Annotated in this window: 16 protein-coding genes and 1 pseudogene; 7 read left to right on the forward strand and 10 right to left on the reverse strand. The window is 59.4% G+C overall.

All coding sequences use genetic code 11. From position 1 onward, the window contains the following. Window positions 1-20: 20 nt before the first annotated feature. From ACQKIK_RS12240 to ACQKIK_RS12265, 6 genes are all read right to left on the reverse strand, one after another. On the reverse strand, window positions 21-1,451 hold the full coding sequence (locus tag ACQKIK_RS12240; protein ID WP_499136124.1) for an aminotransferase-like domain-containing protein: 1,431 nt from the start codon (window positions 1,449-1,451) through the stop codon (window positions 21-23). Between the two features lie 114 nt (window positions 1,452-1,565). Continuing rightward, complete coding sequence (locus ACQKIK_RS12245) at window positions 1,566-2,372, reverse strand: OmpA family protein (RefSeq protein WP_499136125.1); 807 nt, start codon at window positions 2,370-2,372, stop codon at window positions 1,566-1,568. Further along, entirely contained in the window at window positions 2,369-2,668 is a 300-nt protein-coding gene (locus ACQKIK_RS12250; RefSeq protein ID WP_499136433.1) for a DUF4398 domain-containing protein, read from the reverse strand. The genes ACQKIK_RS12245 and ACQKIK_RS12250 overlap by 4 nt, the downstream gene beginning before the upstream one ends. A gap of 48 nt (window positions 2,669-2,716) precedes the next feature. After that, window positions 2,717-3,541, reverse strand: coding sequence for a substrate-binding periplasmic protein (locus tag ACQKIK_RS12255; RefSeq protein ID WP_499136126.1), 825 nt, complete (start codon window positions 3,539-3,541; stop codon window positions 2,717-2,719). Window positions 3,542-3,667: 126 nt separating this feature from the next. Then, window positions 3,668-4,597, reverse strand: coding sequence for an electron transfer flavoprotein subunit alpha/FixB family protein (locus tag ACQKIK_RS12260; protein WP_241528748.1), 930 nt, complete (start codon window positions 4,595-4,597; stop codon window positions 3,668-3,670). Further along, the gene (locus ACQKIK_RS12265; RefSeq protein WP_045425680.1) at window positions 4,598-5,347 is read right to left on the reverse strand and encodes an electron transfer flavoprotein subunit beta/FixA family protein; all 750 of its coding nucleotides are present in this window, start codon (window positions 5,345-5,347) and stop codon (window positions 4,598-4,600) included. A 330-nt stretch (window positions 5,348-5,677) separates the two neighbouring features. On the opposite strand from ACQKIK_RS12265, the gene ACQKIK_RS12270 reads away from it, so the two are divergent. Next, a complete protein-coding gene (locus tag ACQKIK_RS12270; protein ID WP_046162319.1) occupies window positions 5,678-7,333 on the forward strand; it encodes an electron transfer flavoprotein-ubiquinone oxidoreductase in 1,656 nt (551 codons plus the stop codon). Between the two features lie 217 nt (window positions 7,334-7,550). Here ACQKIK_RS12270 and ACQKIK_RS12275 read toward each other — a convergent pair whose 3' ends face one another. Together ACQKIK_RS12275 and ACQKIK_RS12280 are read right to left on the reverse strand one after the other, a co-directional pair. After that, window positions 7,551-7,760 carry a cold-shock protein gene (locus tag ACQKIK_RS12275; RefSeq protein ID WP_014852307.1) on the reverse strand — a complete coding sequence of 70 codons (210 nt, stop codon included), beginning with the start codon at window positions 7,758-7,760 and terminating at the stop codon, window positions 7,551-7,553. Window positions 7,761-7,976: 216 nt separating this feature from the next. Then, a pseudogene (locus tag ACQKIK_RS12280) lies at window positions 7,977-8,509 on the reverse strand (ABC transporter); the annotation flags it as partial. 138 nt (window positions 8,510-8,647) lie between these two features. On the opposite strand from ACQKIK_RS12280, the gene ACQKIK_RS12285 reads away from it, so the two are divergent. From ACQKIK_RS12285 to ACQKIK_RS12300, 4 genes are all read left to right on the forward strand, one after another. Beyond that, window positions 8,648-9,124 (forward strand): YqhA family protein, encoded by a 477-nt coding sequence (locus ACQKIK_RS12285; RefSeq protein ID WP_499136127.1) that lies wholly within the window; start codon window positions 8,648-8,650, stop codon window positions 9,122-9,124. A 172-nt stretch (window positions 9,125-9,296) separates the two neighbouring features. Next, window positions 9,297-11,780 (forward strand): glycerol-3-phosphate 1-O-acyltransferase PlsB, encoded by a 2,484-nt coding sequence (gene plsB / locus ACQKIK_RS12290; RefSeq protein ID WP_499136128.1) that lies wholly within the window; start codon window positions 9,297-9,299, stop codon window positions 11,778-11,780. Between the two features lie 166 nt (window positions 11,781-11,946). Beyond that, window positions 11,947-12,831, forward strand: coding sequence for a hypothetical protein (locus ACQKIK_RS12295; protein WP_499136129.1), 885 nt, complete (start codon window positions 11,947-11,949; stop codon window positions 12,829-12,831). Then, window positions 12,791-13,585 carry a choice-of-anchor Q domain-containing protein gene (locus ACQKIK_RS12300; protein ID WP_499136130.1) on the forward strand — a complete coding sequence of 265 codons (795 nt, stop codon included), beginning with the start codon at window positions 12,791-12,793 and terminating at the stop codon, window positions 13,583-13,585. Before ACQKIK_RS12295 ends, ACQKIK_RS12300 begins: the two co-directional genes overlap by 41 nt. A 16-nt stretch (window positions 13,586-13,601) precedes the next feature. Here the strand turns inward: ACQKIK_RS12300 and ACQKIK_RS12305 are convergent, their stop codons facing one another. After that, on the reverse strand, window positions 13,602-14,039 hold the full coding sequence (locus ACQKIK_RS12305; RefSeq protein ID WP_046162324.1) for a tellurite resistance TerB family protein: 438 nt from the start codon (window positions 14,037-14,039) through the stop codon (window positions 13,602-13,604). A gap of 345 nt (window positions 14,040-14,384) precedes the next feature. Here ACQKIK_RS12305 and ACQKIK_RS12310 point away from each other — a divergent pair, with 345 nt between their 5' ends. Together ACQKIK_RS12310 and trhA are read left to right on the forward strand one after the other, a co-directional pair. Continuing rightward, entirely contained in the window at window positions 14,385-15,071 is a 687-nt protein-coding gene (locus tag ACQKIK_RS12310) for a DUF4197 domain-containing protein (protein ID WP_499136132.1), read from the forward strand. A 24-nt stretch (window positions 15,072-15,095) separates the two neighbouring features. Further along, complete coding sequence (gene trhA, locus ACQKIK_RS12315; protein ID WP_499136133.1) at window positions 15,096-15,713, forward strand: PAQR family membrane homeostasis protein TrhA; 618 nt, start codon at window positions 15,096-15,098, stop codon at window positions 15,711-15,713. Window positions 15,714-15,736: 23 nt separating this feature from the next. Here the strand turns inward: trhA and ACQKIK_RS12320 are convergent, their stop codons facing one another. Next, window positions 15,737-16,192, reverse strand: a complete 456-nt coding sequence (locus ACQKIK_RS12320) for a hypothetical protein (protein WP_127839700.1) — start codon at window positions 16,190-16,192, stop codon at window positions 15,737-15,739. Between the last annotated feature and the right edge of the window lie 72 nt (window positions 16,193-16,264).

The following is a 16,264-nucleotide window of genomic DNA, read 5'->3' on the forward strand; positions in this document are numbered from 1 at the left end:
TCCCGTCCTCCTCGTATCAATTAGCTCGATTGTCGGCAAAGCTCTCCAGCAAGCTCACCCAAGGTCTTCAATGCTCGCTCCGCCTCGGCCGTCCAGGGCAGCGCGCAGTTGAGCCGCACACAGTGATTGAACTGCTCAGTGTTGCTGAAAATCAGACCCGGCGCGATGCTGATCCCACGCTGCAACGCCTGGACATGCAGATCCTTGGTATTCACCCGGGCCGGTAAACTGACCCAGAGGATGAAACCGCCCGTAGGTCGAGTCATCTGAGTGCCTTCCGGGAAGTAACGTTGCACGGCCAATTGGAAAGCGCTGAGGTTCTTCCGGTACTCGTGGCGGATGTAGCGCAAATGGCGGTCATAACCCCCATTTTCCAGATACGCGGCAACGCCCATCTGCGTAACGCTGCAGGCCGAATGCGTGCTGAAGGTCTGCAAACGCTTAATCTCTTCACGGTAGCGGCCAGGAATGATCCAGCCAATACGCACACCGGGTGAAATGGTCTTGGAGAAGCTTGAGCAATAAATCACCCGCCCCTCGGTATCATTGGATTTGAGCGCCCGGATCGATCCTACGTCGAACAACAACTCGCCGTAGATATCGTCTTCGACAATCTGAATGTCGAAATTCGCTGCCAGCTTCAGCAACTGCTTCTGCCGTACGTCGGGAACACTGCCACCGAGCGGATTGCTTAAACGCGCCGTCAGTACCAGCGCCTTGATCGGCCACTGGCTGGCCGCCAGCTGCAACGCTTCGAGGCTAAGCCCAGTATCCGGATCACAAGGGATCTCGATCACCTTGAGCCCGAGCAAATCGGCCAGTTGCAGCAAACCGTAGTAACTGGGCGACTCCGCTGCAATCAAATCGCCGGGCTTGGTCAACACGCGCAAGGACATCTGCAGCGCATCGACGCAGCCGTGCGTAATCACCACGTCATCAGGTCCGACGACCACGCCCGCGTCGCGCATGCGAATCGCCACCTGCCGGCGCAGCGGCTCGTAGCCGGGGCTGAACATGTAGCTGAACGCCTGCTGACTCTGGAAACGAGTGACCTTGGCGAGCTGTTGATGTAACGCACGAGCCGGTAGATAGGCTACGTGCGGTACGGCGGCACCCAGCGGTATAAGCCCGTCACGGCGCGATTCACTGAGCACCTGATTGATGATGCTGCTGCGGGTGACCAGCGTAGGCCGTTCGACCTGAGCGATATCCGGTGTAGGCGCGGTCAGTGTGGGGGTGTGATGAACGTAGAAACCGGATTGCGGACGGGCGCGGATCATGCCCTGGTCTTCCAGATTGGCATAGGCCTGCAGGACCGTCGCGTGGCTGACGTTCAGCTGCATGCTCATTTTGCGCACTGAGGGCACCCGCTCACCCGGGCGATAGACGCCTCGCCGGATATCGTCGGCGAGCTGGTGTGCAATACGCTGATAAAGCAACAGATTGGTCATTTCGTCCGTCTCCGCCAACTGGACCATAACAGTAGTACAACACCGTTATGCACGACCAATACAGTTATCCGCTAACTCGCCGACACAGTCAGTTACTTTTATAACTATTTGAGTTCAACGGGGGCTGCTCAGACGTCCTTGCTCGTCAGAAAACAAAATCTCTACCCGCCGATTCTGTGCACGCCCGCGCGCCGACGCGTTCTCGGCGACGCGATATTGCTCGCCATAGCCGACCACCTCGATACGCCCCGCATCAATCCCGAGGCTTTGCATGAAGTCGCCGACCGTTTGCGCACGCGCCTTGGACAAGGCGAGGTTTTCGGCCGCATCCCCGCGATTGTCCGTATAGCCCTCAATCCGGACCCGCCGCTTGGGATTGAGCTGCAGGAAATGGACGACCTTGAGCAGCGTGCGGTTGGCGGATGCGCCTAGTTCGGCACTGGCCGCCCTGAACAGCACGTCACCCAGGGTCATGACCAGACCGCGATCGGTCTCGGCCGCCGCCAGGCTGACCATCTGATCCTCCAGCCAGCGCCCCTGATGTTGCATGTCGAGAATCCTGGCTTCCTGTACAGCCTGACGTAGACGCTCTAGCTCCATGCTCAGCTGGGTCGCTCGCCTTTGATTCTGTAACTGTTCGCTGTGCTGGCGGGCAATCTCGCTATAACGTTTGCTGAGGTAGGCATAATGAATGACATCCTCTGCGCTGCCCCAGTAGCCAGCGAAGCGCTTTGCGCGCTCCAGTGACTCGCCCGCCCGCATCACGTCCTTGGGCGCATCCTGAAGGATCTGCGGCACTTCACTGATGTTCTGAAAAGTCATGGCTGCGTCTTCCAGCTGTTGCTGCGACTCGTGCGTCGCGCAACCTGAAAGTGCGCCAAGCGCTACCAGCAGCGCGGGTATTAGATAGACCGGCTTCACTGCAACGCTCCCAGCTGTTCTCGCAAGCGCGCGATGCGGCGGTGCAACTCCGCCAGCCCCTGCTGACTTTTCTCATTAAGCACGCGGGCCTCGGCAAGTCGCGCGTCAAGTTCGGCTTGCTCGGCTTGCAGGCGTGCCTCTCGATAATGCTCGCTCTTCATCGCTGCCTCCGCAGCCGCCAGTTTCTGCTCAGCCAGTGTCAGTTCCGAAGCGCCCAGCGAGCGTGCCTGGTTCAACGCCTGCTCGGTAAGTTGTAGCTGTTCAATTGGAGCGGGATCGCTGGCACAACCAACCATTGCGAACAGCACGAGCGTGCCGCAAAGATGTTTTATCAAGTGAAAATCCTACCGTTGCGAATTGCGTGTCGACGCTGACTGCTGCTTCCAGCGCTCGATGTTGTCCACCAGCAGTTGCTGCGGCACTCCCGCGGCGCGCAATTCTGTCATTTTTATCGCCAGCTGTCCGCGCAGCCATGGCCCGTTGCAGGCCGAGTCGTGAGCGACCGCAAAATGCAAACCGCGGATGAAAACCGGTGGGTCCAACCGCTGTATATCGGCTAGCAATCCCTGTCGGGCTGCATATGCAATCAGGCTGTAGCGCTCATGCAGCACATAATCAGCTTTGCCCGCCAACAGTGCGCTTAGCGCCTTGGCCAGGCTCGGCACCGAGCGCAGATTGAGGTTGTCTTTGGCATAGCTGTCGAATGCACTGCCAAAGCCAGCCGTCGTGACATAAATGCCCGAGCGACCTGCCAGATCCTCCCGATTAGAGTAGAGGAACCCCGGCTCTTGACGTACCCAGGCAGACATCTGCAAGTTAATGATCGATGGATGGATAAAGTCCAGATAGGCCAGCTCGCTGGGAGACAGTACCGCATCGGCCAGTACGTCCACTCGGCCGCTGCGCACTTGCTCAAGCGCCTTCGGCGCGTCACCTGTGTAGAGCACTTCAAGTTTCAAATCGAGCGAGTCGGTGATCTTTTTCAGCAGATCGGCATTCGCACCTACTAGACGCTTGGGATTTTGCGGATCACGCCAGAGAAAAGGTGGGTTGTCCGCACCGCCAGTCGCAATCAGCCGATCACACTTTGCTGCCGCCGCGTGCGCCGCGAGAGGTGTTGCCAACAACAAGGCGAGCAAGGCGGACATCAGCGGAACGGCACAGCGCATGGAAAACCTCATTGTTCAAAATCGGACAGGCGCCTTCTCGCGCCTGCAGGAATCTTACCATTGGGCAACGCAGCCAAGCGCCCATAAAAAAACCCGCTGCGAGAGCGGGTTTTTCAACCTACTCGGTCACACCAGCTCTTCAAGCTCTGGCAGGATCTCGAATAGATCGCCAACCAGGCCATAGTCGGCAACCTGGAAGATAGGCGCTTCCTCGTCCTTGTTGATCGCGACGATTACCTTGGAGTCCTTCATGCCCGCGAGGTGCTGGATCGCTCCAGAGATACCGACTGCGATGTACAGCTGCGGCGCAACGATCTTGCCCGTCTGACCGACCTGCATGTCGTTCGGCACGAAACCGGCATCGACCGCGGCACGCGAGGCACCAACGGCGGCGCCGAGCTTGTCGGCCAGCGAGTAGAGGTGCTTGAAGTTGTCACCGTTCTGCATGCCGCGACCACCGGAGACAACGATCTTCGCAGCTGTCAGCTCAGGACGATCAGACTTGGCCAGTTCCTCGCCAACGAACGAGGAAACGCCCGCATCGCCAGTACCGGAAACCTGCTCGACAGCTGCCGAACCCCCTTCAGCATTGACCGGATCAAAACCAGTGGCACGTACGGTAATAACCTTGATCGCCGCGCTGGATTGCACGGTAGCAATGGCGTTACCGGCATAGATCGGACGCTTGAAGGTGTCCGGGCTTTCAACGGCGATGATTTCAGAGATCTGATCAACGTCCAGCTTGGCGGCGACGCGCGGCAGGAAGTTCTTGCCGTTGGTAGTGGCAGCAGCCAGTACGTGGCTGTAATCCTTCGCCAGATCGGCAATCAGCGGCGCTACGTTTTCCGGCAGCTGATTGGCGTAGGCAGCATCGTCGGCGACAAGTACCTTGGAAACGCCTTCGATCTTGGCTGCAGCTTCACCGATCGCAGCGCAACCGGCACCGGCAACCAGCACATGAATGTCGCCGCCGATCGCCTTGGCCGCGGCCACGGTGTTCAGGGTGGCAGCAGCCAGAACGGCGTTGTTGTGTTCAGCGATAACCAGGATAGTCATTTAGATTACCTTCGCCTCGTTCTTCAGTTTCTCGACCAGTTCAGCCACGGACTTGACCTTGATACCTGCGCTGCGTGCGGCCGGCGCTTCGACTTTCAGGGTCTTCACGGTGGAAGTGGTGGTTACGCCGAGCGCGTCCGGCGTCAGCACTTCCAGCGGCTTCTTCTTGGCCTTCATGATGTTAGGCAGCGACGCATAGCGCGGCTCGTTCAGGCGCAAATCGGTGGTCACGATTGCCGGCAGATTCAACGCAACGGTTTGCGCGCCGCCGTCGATTTCGCGCTCAACGTTCACCTTGTCGCCCGACACTTCAACTTTCGAGGCGAAAGTGCCCTGAGCGAACCCAGTCAGCGCACCGAGCATCTGGCCAGTCTGGTTGTTGTCACTGTCGATGGCCTGTTTGCCAAGGATCACCAGCTGCGGCTGCTCCTTGTCAACAACAGCCTTCAGAAGCTTGGCAACGGCCAAGGAATTGAGCTCTTCGCTGGACTCGACCAGCACGGCGCGGTCGGCACCCAATGCCAGCGCGGTGCGCAGCTGCTCCTGGGCAGCGGTCGGACCGATGGAAACCACGACGATTTCGCTCGCCACGCCCTTCTCTTTCAGGCGTACGGCTTCTTCAACAGCGATTTCGCAGAAGGGGTTCATCGACATTTTGACGTTGGCGAGGTCGACGCCGGAGTTGTCCGCCTTGACGCGAACCTTGACGTTGTAATCGACCACTCGTTTGACAGCTACAAGAATCTTCATGGATTCCTCGTTACTCTCCGGTGAATAGAATTTCGCCGAGGCGAACCGAGCCATGCTCAAGGACCGGGCCGCCATTAGCCTTCGGACCTGTTCGGCGAGCACAAAACTGCCCGTATCTTGACTGCAGGCAACAGCTGGGGTCAACAACGCAAATGACCCGTTATAAGCCGCTGTTTCCGGATTCTATCAGGCTTGAGAAAAATTCAAACAAACGTTTGTATTGGACCCTTTCGGGCGTCTATATATAATGCGGCAGCTCGGCTTGGTCAGGGATACGATCCAGCCCTCCACTATCTATAAAACAATCAAGCCTTGAGTAGGAGATAGCCAATGGAACGCGAATACATGGAATTCGACGTAGTCATCGTCGGCGCCGGCCCCGCGGGCCTGTCCGCTGCCTGCCGACTGAAGCAGCGAGCCGCCGATGCCGGAAAGGAAATCAGCGTCTGCGTCGTTGAGAAGGGTTCCGAAGTTGGCGCCCACATCCTATCCGGTGCGGTGTTCGAGCCGCGTGCGCTGAATGAACTCTTTCCCAACTGGAAAGAACTGGAGGCGCCGCTCAACACGCCAGTCAAGCGTGACGACATCTACCTGCTCAAGACTGCCGAAGCTGCTCGCAAGCTGCCCAATGCGCTGGTCCCCAAAACCATGCACAACGAAGGCAATTACATCATTTCGCTGGGCAACTTTTGCCGCTGGCTGGCCCAGCAGGCTGAAAATCTCGGCGTCGAGATCTATCCCGGCTTCGCAGCCCAGGAAGCGCTGATCGACGAGCAGGGTGTGGTTCGCGGCATCCTTACCGGCGACCTCGGCGTGGACCGTGAAGGCAATCCGAAGGAAGGCATGTACACCCCCGGCATGGAACTGCGTGCCAAGTACACCCTGTTCGCCGAAGGCTGCCGTGGTCATATCGGCAAGCAGCTGATCAACCGCTTTCAGCTCAACGCCAATGTCGATCCGCAGCACTACGGGATAGGCATCAAGGAGCTCTGGGACATCGACCCAGCCAAGCACGAGCAGGGTTTGGTCGTGCACACTGCAGGCTGGCCGCTGAACGACGACAACACCGGCGGCTCGTTCCTTTATCACCTGGAGAACAACCAGGTCGTGGTCGGGCTGATCGTCGATCTCTCCTACAGCAACCCGTACCTCTCCCCGTTCGATGAGTTCCAGCGCTACAAGCATCATCCGGTGATCAAGCAGTACCTGGAGGGCGGCAAGCGCGTTTCCTATGGCGCGCGGGCGATCGCCAAAGGCGGCATCAATTCGCTGCCGAAGATGGTGTTCAATGGCGGCGCATTGATCGGTTGCGATGCCGGCACCCTGAACTTCGCCAAGATCAAGGGCAGCCATACCGCCATGAAGTCCGGCATGCTGGCGGCAGAAGCGGTAGCGGACGCGTTGTTCGCCGGACGTGAAGGCGGCGACGAGCTGACCGGCTATGAAGAGGGTTTCAAAGCCAGCTGGCTTTACCAGGAGCTATATGCCAGCCGCAATTTTGGCGCAGCGATTCACAAGTGGGGCGCCGTCAAGGGCGGTGCGTTCAACTTCATCGACCAGAACATTTTTAGCGGTAAGATTCCGTTCACGCTGCACGACACCAAGCCGGACTACGCGTGCTTGAAGACTGCCGCAGAGTCGAAGAAGATCGACTATCCCAAGCCGGACGGTAAGCTCAGCTTCGACAAGCTGAGTTCAGTATTCCTCTCCAACACCAACCATGAAGAGGAGCAGCCGGTTCACCTCAAACTGATCGATCCGAGCATTCCGATCGAAAAGAACCTGCCGATGTACGACGAACCTGCCCAGCGTTACTGCCCGGCCGGCGTCTACGAGGTGGTGGACAGCGATGACGGTGGCAAACGCTTCCAGATCAACGCGCAGAACTGCGTGCACTGCAAGACCTGTGACATCAAAGACCCGGCGCAGAACATCGTCTGGGTCGCGCCGGAAGGCACCGGGGGACCGAACTACCCCAACATGTGATAAGGCTGCCCTGCAGCTTAGCGAACCCCGCCTCGGCGGGGTTTTGCTTTTTAAGATCCACCACTTCGGCGACTGCGAAAGAAACATCTTCCATCGAGAAGGTCACCAGAGCGCAGCCACCTGGCAAAAAGCCCTGAAAACGAAAGCCCCGGCCTGGGCCAGGGCTCTGTCACAGTTCCGCTAACAGCCGAAGGGCTGTTTAGCGAATAGCCGGCGGTTACAACCCAGCCACATCCTCCGCCTGCAGGCCCTTCTGCCCCTGGGTGACCGAAAACTCGACCTGTTGCCCCTCGGCCAGAGAGCGGTGGCCTTCGCCACGAATCGCCTGGTAATGCACAAACACATCCGCACCACTGCCACGCTGGATGAATCCATAACCCTTGGCATCGTTGAACCACTTAACGGTTCCGGTTTCGCGCTCAGCCATCCTACTTCTCCAACTCGATTCTTATTATTCCCGCTCGGGGATCAACGGATAGGCGTGATCTTCTTAGAATCAACGCCAGCGCCAAATATAGCGCAGCGGTCATGACAAGTACGTTTCTGGCGTTCGCCGGCGCATCAGCGTCGGCCCGATTGGGGGCGGGGCGCTCAGCACGCAACACAAGCCAAGCAAACCGCCAGGCCAGCCAGCTCACCACGCTCATACTGATCGGCGCCTGCGCCAGAACCACAGCAGCAGCATCCCGAGCGTGAGTATCAGCGGCACCAGACCGATATTGAAGAATTTCAGCACCCGCCCCAGCGCCTCGATGTCCGCGTTGAGCTGGTAACGCACCTCACGCAATTCCTTGCGAATGAGCAGCTTCTGCTGCATGAAATCCTGCAGCGCGGCCTGTTGCTCAGCCGTCAGCTGTACAGCCTCTTCGGCGTCCGGCTCCTGCAGCTCAGCAAATTGTGCCTCGGTGGCAGCCAGACGCTGCTGCAGCACTTCTTCCTTCTCACGAAAGCGATTCTCCGCCTGGCGCTGTAAGTCCTCGACGACTGTAAACGGCGAGCGAATCGACCTCGTGAGCGCACGCTGATCAACGCGTCGGTGCCAGACAGATTGTCCAGCGCATTGATCACGAAGGTGCCGTTGTCTGCCCAGGGCTGGGGCATACGCTGGCCAAAGAAATCATCGATTTGCACCCACATGCGATCGGCAAGCAGGTCGGTATCCGCGTGAGCCGAGACCGGCCCAATGCGCGCCGAAATATAAGGAGAGCCGCAGCGCTATTGCAACCGGGCCGGGCGGGCGTTCGATATCTTCATCGCAGTTTCGCGACTTGCACTAGCCTCAAGCGAAGCAACGAGCAACGCGGAGCTCACGACATGATCGAACGAATCTTTCGCAGCAGCCGCTTTCTGGTACTGGTTGCCGTTGCCACTACGGCGGTCTCTGCCGTACTGCTGTATGGGGTCAGCCTGAACACCATGATTTACCTGCTGCTAGAGCTGACTCAGCAGTTTCCTAGCAGCGCGAACGACAGCAAGAGTCTCGCCGTAAAACTGTTAAAGCTGCTGGACCTCCTGCTGATCGCGATCACCTTTCAGCTGATTGCCATCAGCCTGTACCGACTTTTTGTCAAACCACTGCCCGCAGAACAAAGCGCCTCTCTCGGGCCGCTGGATATCAGATCTTTCCATGACCTGAAGAAGACCCTGATCCAGGTTTCGGTAGTGATCATCGTCATCCTGTTTCTTGAGCATGCGGTCGAAGTGGGCGCACAACTGGAAACACTGTATTTCGGAGCGGCCGTAAGCCTGGTGGTGTTCTCGGCCGTCTACGCATGGAAAAACATGAAGTGAGCCGGGACGGCCGATAACAGCGATTTTGAATGACAACACTATCCCTCTACCCGGCGCGTCAGCACACTGACCAGCGCCCTTCTCTCTTACCAGAGATTTTGCTCACCAACACCGCATGCGGCACACTTGCGCGCCTCAAGGGCATTAACCCTTCTACAGTCGAATCTGCCGTATGACTCGTTCCCCGCTCCGCCGTCTCGTCTTCTCCATCGTGCGTCGCCTGCTCTATTTCTGGGTGCGCTCGGAGACGATCAACCAGTCCGCTTTCACGCTCAAGCTGGACCGCAGCAAACCGGTGTTCTACGTGTTGCAACGCGCCTCGCTGAGCGATCTGGCGGTGCTCGATCATGAGTGCAATAAAGCTGGGCTGCCGCGACCGGTGGCCGATGTGGCGGTGGGCGATCACATCGAACCGGCAGCCTTCATTTTTCTCAACCCGGCCGCCAGCTGGTTCGGCACGCGGACGCGTGCTGTTACGCCAGAGCCACTGGTGCGCTTGGTCGGTGCACTGGAACAGAACGCAGTAGACAACGCGCAAATCATCCCGGTGACCGTATTCTGGGGTCGCTCGCCGGCTCGCGAGACCAGTGCCTGGAAGCTGCTTTTCGCCGACAGCTGGGCCGTGACGGGACGGATGCGCAAGCTGCTCAGCATCGTCATGCTCGGGCGCCAGACCCGTGTGCAGTTTTCCGCGCCCATCCAACTGAACGAACTGGTCGCGCAGAACAAGGGCCACGAGCGCACCCTGCGCATGGCCCATCGCATGCTGCGCGTGCATTTCCGCCACCAGAAGACGACGGTGATCGGTCCCGACTTGTCGCACCGTCGCAACCTGGTCAAGGGTCTGGTGCACGCACCGCAGGTGCGTCAGGCGATCAAGGACGAGGCCGAGCGCGAAAACATTTCACTGGAAAAGGCCGAAGCCCGTGCGCTGCGCTACGGCAACGAAATCGCCTCGGACTACGCCTACACCGCCGTGCGCTTTCTCGAGGTGGTGCTGTCCTGGTTCTGGAACAAGATCTACGACGGCATCCGGGTCAATCATCTGGAGCCGCTGCAGGAAGCCGTCCAGGGTTACGAGGTCATCTACGTGCCTTGCCACCGCAGCCATATTGACTATCTGCTGCTCTCCTACCTGCTGTTCCGCAACGGCCTTACACCGCCGCACATCGCCGCCGGCATCAACCTCAACATGCCGGTCATCGGCAGCCTGCTTCGCCGCGGCGGCGCCTTCTTCATGCGCCGTTCGTTCAAGGGCAACCCGCTTTATACCTCGGTGTTCAACGAATACCTGCACACCTTGTTCAGCCGGGGCTTTCCGGTCGAGTACTTCGTTGAAGGCGGTCGCTCACGGACCGGGCGGATGTTGCAGCCAAAGACCGGCATGCTCGCCATCACCCTGCGCAGCTACCTGCGCTCGTCGCGTCTGCCAATCCTCTTCGTGCCAGTCTACATCGGTTACGAGCGAGTGCTCGAAGGCCGCACCTATCTGGGCGAATTACGCGGCGCGGCGAAGAAAAAGGAATCGATCTTCGACATCTTCAAGGTCATCGGCGCGCTGAAGCAGCGCTTCGGCCAGGTCTGGGTGAACTTCGGTGAACCGCTGAAACTCAACGAATTTCTCGACCAGCAGCAGCCGGGCTGGCGCAAACAGGATTTGGCACCGAACTTCCGCCCCGACTGGCTCAACGAGGCCACCAATAAACTGTCCGAACGCATCGCCCAGCGGCTCAACGAAGCCGCCGCGGTCAACCCGGTCAACCTGGTGGCGCTGGCAATGCTCTCCACCAGCCGTCAGGCCTTGGATCGCCGTTCACTGGCGCGAATCCTCGACCTCTACCAGAACCTGCTGAGGGCCGTGCCCTACTCGCCCCACACCACACTGCCGGACGGTGATGGCGAGGCGCTGATCAGCTACGTGAAAGAACTCGACCTGTTGGCCGAACAGAAGGATGCGCTGGGCAACATCCTCTATCTGAATGAGCAAAACGCCGTTCTGATGACCTATTACCGCAACAACGTAATGCACATCTTCGCCCTGCCAGCGTTGCTGGCGAGCTTCTTCCAGAGCAGCTCACGCATCAGCCGAGAACAAATTCTGCGTTTCACCGAGGCGCTCTACCCCTATCTGCGCGCCGAGCTGTTCATCCGCTGGGAGCCAGAAGAGTTGCCCGCCGTGATTGATCAATGGCTGGCAGCCTTCGTCGAACAGGGGCTACTCAAGCGCGACGGCGAAACCTACGTGCGACCGGCGCCAAGCTCGCGTCAGTTCGTCCTGCTGACCCTGCTGGCGCGGACGATCATGCAGACGTTGCAACGGTTCTACATGGCCATTGCGCTGCTGCTCAACAGCGGCCAGAACACCCTTGACGCTGAAGAGTTGGAAAACCTCTGCACGGTCATGGCTCAGCGCCTGTCGATCTTGCATGGCCTGAACGCGCCGGAGTTCTTCGACAAGAGCCTGTTCCGCCACTTTATCAAGAGCCTGCTGGACCAGGACGTGCTTCAGCAGGACGGCGCGGGCAAGCTCGGCTACCACGCCAAGCTGGGCGAACTGGCTGAAGGCGTGGCCAAACGTGTGCTCCCGGCTGAGATTCGCCTGTCGATTCGCCAGGTGGCGCTGGAGCGACACGACGAGGAACACCCCTCGGACTGATTGCGCTCGAAGCTCAAGCACGGACGCTCCCAGCCAAGTCCTCAGTGGCAACCACGCTAAGGACGGCCAGGCTTAATGCCGAAACGTTCGATTGATGACAGATGCGGCACCCATACTCAGCAGGTCACCCACCGAAAACGTCGGCGACCTGCCGAAAGGGGACTGTATGACGCACAGCCGTGTGATCGCCTTGTCGCTCGTCTTGGGGATGGGCGGTTGCGCGACGCCCAGCCTGACCAACCTAACACCCTCCTCGGTTGCCCGCTCACCGGTGCCGCTCTACCCGTTGCGAGCGCAAGTGGATGAGCGTGGCAATCGCATCGCACAGGTCAACGTGGTCATCCATGGCACGCCCTGGGCCATGATGCCGTTGCTGAGTAATCAATACGCGGTGGGCTACTTCGCCGACACCTGCGAAACCAACATTCCCTATCACTTCAGTGTCGGTTATCAGCGCCGCCACTGGCTCGGCTCCGGCTATTCGAGCACCGTCCATGAGAAACGCTTTCCGGAAGCATCCGGTTACGTCATGAACGTCACTGGCGACCCGCTGCCCAGTGATTGCGCCGCCTCCATCGGCCTGACCCTGCGTGTGGATAGTACGGCCGACGAGGTGGATACCGAGCCGGGCGACGGCAACTGCCTATCCATTTCCAATCGCTGCACACTGAGAGCGGCGGTGATGGAGAGCAACGCGCACCAGGGCCACGATTTGATAGAGGTGCCGTCAGGGCATTACGTGCTCTCGTTGACCGGCACAGAGACCGCAGACGTGCCGAACGACGCGGTTGGCGATCTGGACATCACGGACGGTCTGACGCTATCGGGCCTCGGGCGAGCCGCGAAAAACGATGACTTGCAAGTCATCATCGACGGCGGGGCCATCGACCGGATTTTCGATATTTATGCTGCCGCGCCGAGGGCGGTAACGCTCAGCTATCTGCGGCTGGAAAACGGCAGGCCCATGGGGCAGCGGCGGCGGCGCGATATGGAATCGAGGCAACCTGCGCATGGACCGGATGCTGTTACGTGGCAACACCATCGACCATGAACTGGAAACCTCCTGCGCGGCCTTTCCCAGCCTACGCCTGTGCAACCGTGGCGCAGGATTGTTCAACGAGGGACAGGCGCTGGTGGCGCGCTCGACCATCGAACAGAATTCGACCGGGCACCAGTCCGGCCATGGCGGTGGCATTTCCAATATGGGCTCGGCGGCGCAGCTGTATCTGCGCAACAGCCTGATAACCGCCAATGACGCTCGCTTTTGGGGTGGGCTGCTGAACTATCAGGGCACCGTCGACATTTTGAACAGCACCTTTGTCGACAATCGCAGTACCACCGGTGGTGTCCAAGCCGCAGAAATCGGCAACATCGACGGCAAAGTCTCGGTCCGCAACGCGACCTTCAGCAATCACTCGCAGCTGTTCAGCCATTCGGGTACTGGCGAGTTCCGCCTGGCCAACAGCCTGGTCGAAATCCGCACCTTCGGCGACATGCCGTTCTGCAGTGGCGCGCTGACCAGTGGCAGTTTCAATGCCATCGGTGGCTCCGGAGGAGGACTCTTCGACTTCTTGGGTGGCTGCGGCTTCACACCCACCACCGCGGACGAAGCGGGGGTTCGCCTGGCGCTCGGATCACTGCAGGACAACGGAGGTCCGACCCGCACCGTCGCGCTGCGCGAGCCGTTCGAAGACAGCCCCTATTTCGACCCCATCGACATGGGCGGCGTGCTTTGCCCGGACACCGACCAGCGCGGCACCCCGCGTGACGATCGGCAATGCGACCCGGGCGCTTTCGAATTCTGACCCGCATGGCCGGCAGTCAGGTGCCGAGCACCTCCAGCTTGGCACGTATGAAGTCTGAATGCGGCACATACAACAGATCGGCGATACGGCGGATCAGGTGGTCTTCGTATCGGTGGATATCGCCATCGGCGGCGGCGACGCGCCATAGCGTTTTGATCAGAACAAATTTTTCGTCCATCGAATATTGAGCGTTGATCAGCGTAGTGAATTCATACAGTGACGTTGATCGCTCGGCGGATTCCTGCGCGGAGGCGACCAGGGATTCGAGCTCGCCGTCTTCCAACCCCGAGCCGAGGCGGATGGCTTCGATAATGGCTTTTTGTTCGTCTGCATCGCTTTCGTAATCCGCACGGCCGACTTCGATCAGCAGCGCCGCTGCGGCCACTTCAACGCTGTGTCCCGTAGGCTGATCTTCCCCACTGCGGTCGAACAGCGACTTAAGTGCTTTGAGCATGGTTTCATTCCTCTACACGGATTGGTATTCGAACGGATCCGCGGCGAAGGTTCAGCCGCGATCGTGTCGTCGGTCAGCGCGTAGCGGATGTTCGCTTTGGCAGATTGATGAATCCGCCTCATGATGGTCTTTTGTAGCCGTAAAGCGGCTAAAAGTTGCACCAACGCGACCGTTATAGCGCCCCGCACCTGCGCTAAACCGAGCGGCAGACATCGCTGGATGCCGCCGGCCGGCAGCGAATGTCGCGGACAAGCGTCAACGAAACGGTCGAAACAAGCTGCTGCCACCGTTTGGCACGCCGCGCCCGGCCTATTAAGCTCGCTGCATCACTCAGAGGATTTGTCCATGCTACGCACCACTGCTTTGCTCACCGGTTTGATCCTCTCCGCCAGCGCTTGGGCGCTTTCGCTATCCGACCTCAGCCAGGGCGATGCCAGCAAGGCACTCAAAGACGCGCTCAGTCAGGGCACCAAAGTCGCGGTGCAGCAGCTCGGGCGACCAGGCGGTTTCGGCAATGACCCGGAGCTGCGCATCGAGCTGCCGGGCAACATTGGCAAGGCCTCGAGCTTGCTGAAAATGATGGGCATGGGCGCTCAGGTCGAAGAGTTGGAAACCGGCATGAACAAGGCCGCCGAAGCAGCCGTACCGCAAGCGCAGGCGTTGCTGCTGGATGCGGTGAAGAAGATGACCGTAGCCGACGCCAAGGCCATTCTTGCCGGTGGCAACGACTCGGCAACGCAATACCTGAACAAGACCAGCCGTGACGAGATTCGTGCCAGGTTCATGCCGATCATCAAGCAAGCGACCGACAAAGTCGGCGTCGCCCAGCAGTACAACGCGCTGGCCGGTAAGGCATCCGGGCTGGGCGCGATCGACGCCAAGTACGGCACTGTCGAAGGCTACGTAGCCGAACAGGCGCTTGACGGGCTGTTCACCGTCATTGCCGAGCAGGAGGCAGCCATTCGCCAGAATCCAGCACAGGCCGCCACCAGTGTGGCGAAAAAGGTGTTCGGCGCATTGATGGGTAATTGATCAAAGGTTTCAAGGCTGCACACGATGTATCACGGAGAAAAATTCAACGCCTGGACGCACCTGACCGGTGGCGTGCTAGCGCTCATCGGAACGGTCTGGTTGCTGGCCCTGGCAGCCATGGATGGAGACCTGGCGAAGATCGTCAGCGTCGCCATCTACGGTTTTACCCTGGTGTTGCTGTATAGCACCTCCACGCTTTATCACAGCGTTCGAGGCCGCGCCAAAGCGGTGATGCAAAAGCTCGATCACCTGTCGATCTATCTGTTGATCGCCGGCAGTTACACACCCTTCTGCCTGGTCACCCTGCGCGGCAGCTGGGGCTGGTGGCTGTTCGGGATCGTCTGGTCACTGGCGGTCATCGGCATGCTGCAGGAGATCAAACCACGGTCGGAAGCGCGGGTGCTGTCGATTGTCATCTACGCGGTCATGGGCTGGATTGTGCTAGTGGCGGTCAAACCACTGCTCGCCGCACTCGGCACTGCCGGCTTCAGCTGGCTGGTTGCCGGCGGCGTGCTCTATACGGTGGGCATCGTCTTCTTTGCCTATGATCAGCGCTTCCGCCACTGGCACGGCATCTGGCACCTGTTTGTCATCGGCGGCAGCCTGCTGCATTTCGTGGCCATCCTGCGCTATGTGGTCTGACCCCGTTCAGCTGAGCGTGTCGATCACAGTTCGTGCATACGATTGACCTGTTGCGCCAGCCGCATGGTCTCGTGCTCCTCGAGCTGGAGCATCTCGCCGAGCAGCTCGCTCGCCTTGCCCAGTCCAGGCCGTTTTTCCAGCGAGCGATACAGATCGATGATCCGGTTGTGGATGGCGAACACTTCTCGTGAGATATCGTCGACACCCATCTGTGCATAGGCCTCACCGTCGAGGTCCAGCGCAACCACGTCACCCTCTAGCGCCTCGGGCAGCCGGGCTTGCAGGGCGCGCGGGTCGGCGTGTTCCTTGATCCGTGCAATCGTACGGGTCAACTCTTGCTCGTGCTGCGCGAGATAGACCAGCAGCATCTTGGCCAACGAGTCGCTGCGGTCCTCTGCGCCCTCGGTCATGCAGGTGGACAGTCGGGTATGGGCGTGGCTGGTCCAGTCGAGCAGCTCTTCGCATCGTTCGATGTTCATGGCACCTCCATCCGCCGCGTCTGTTTGCCGAGCAGGATAGCCAGCAAGTTGCAGGTAAAGCGGTAGACCGAT

This window comes from Pseudomonas sp. NPDC047961 (assembly GCF_050272435.1).
Lineage (GTDB): Bacteria > Pseudomonadota > Gammaproteobacteria > Pseudomonadales > Pseudomonadaceae > Stutzerimonas.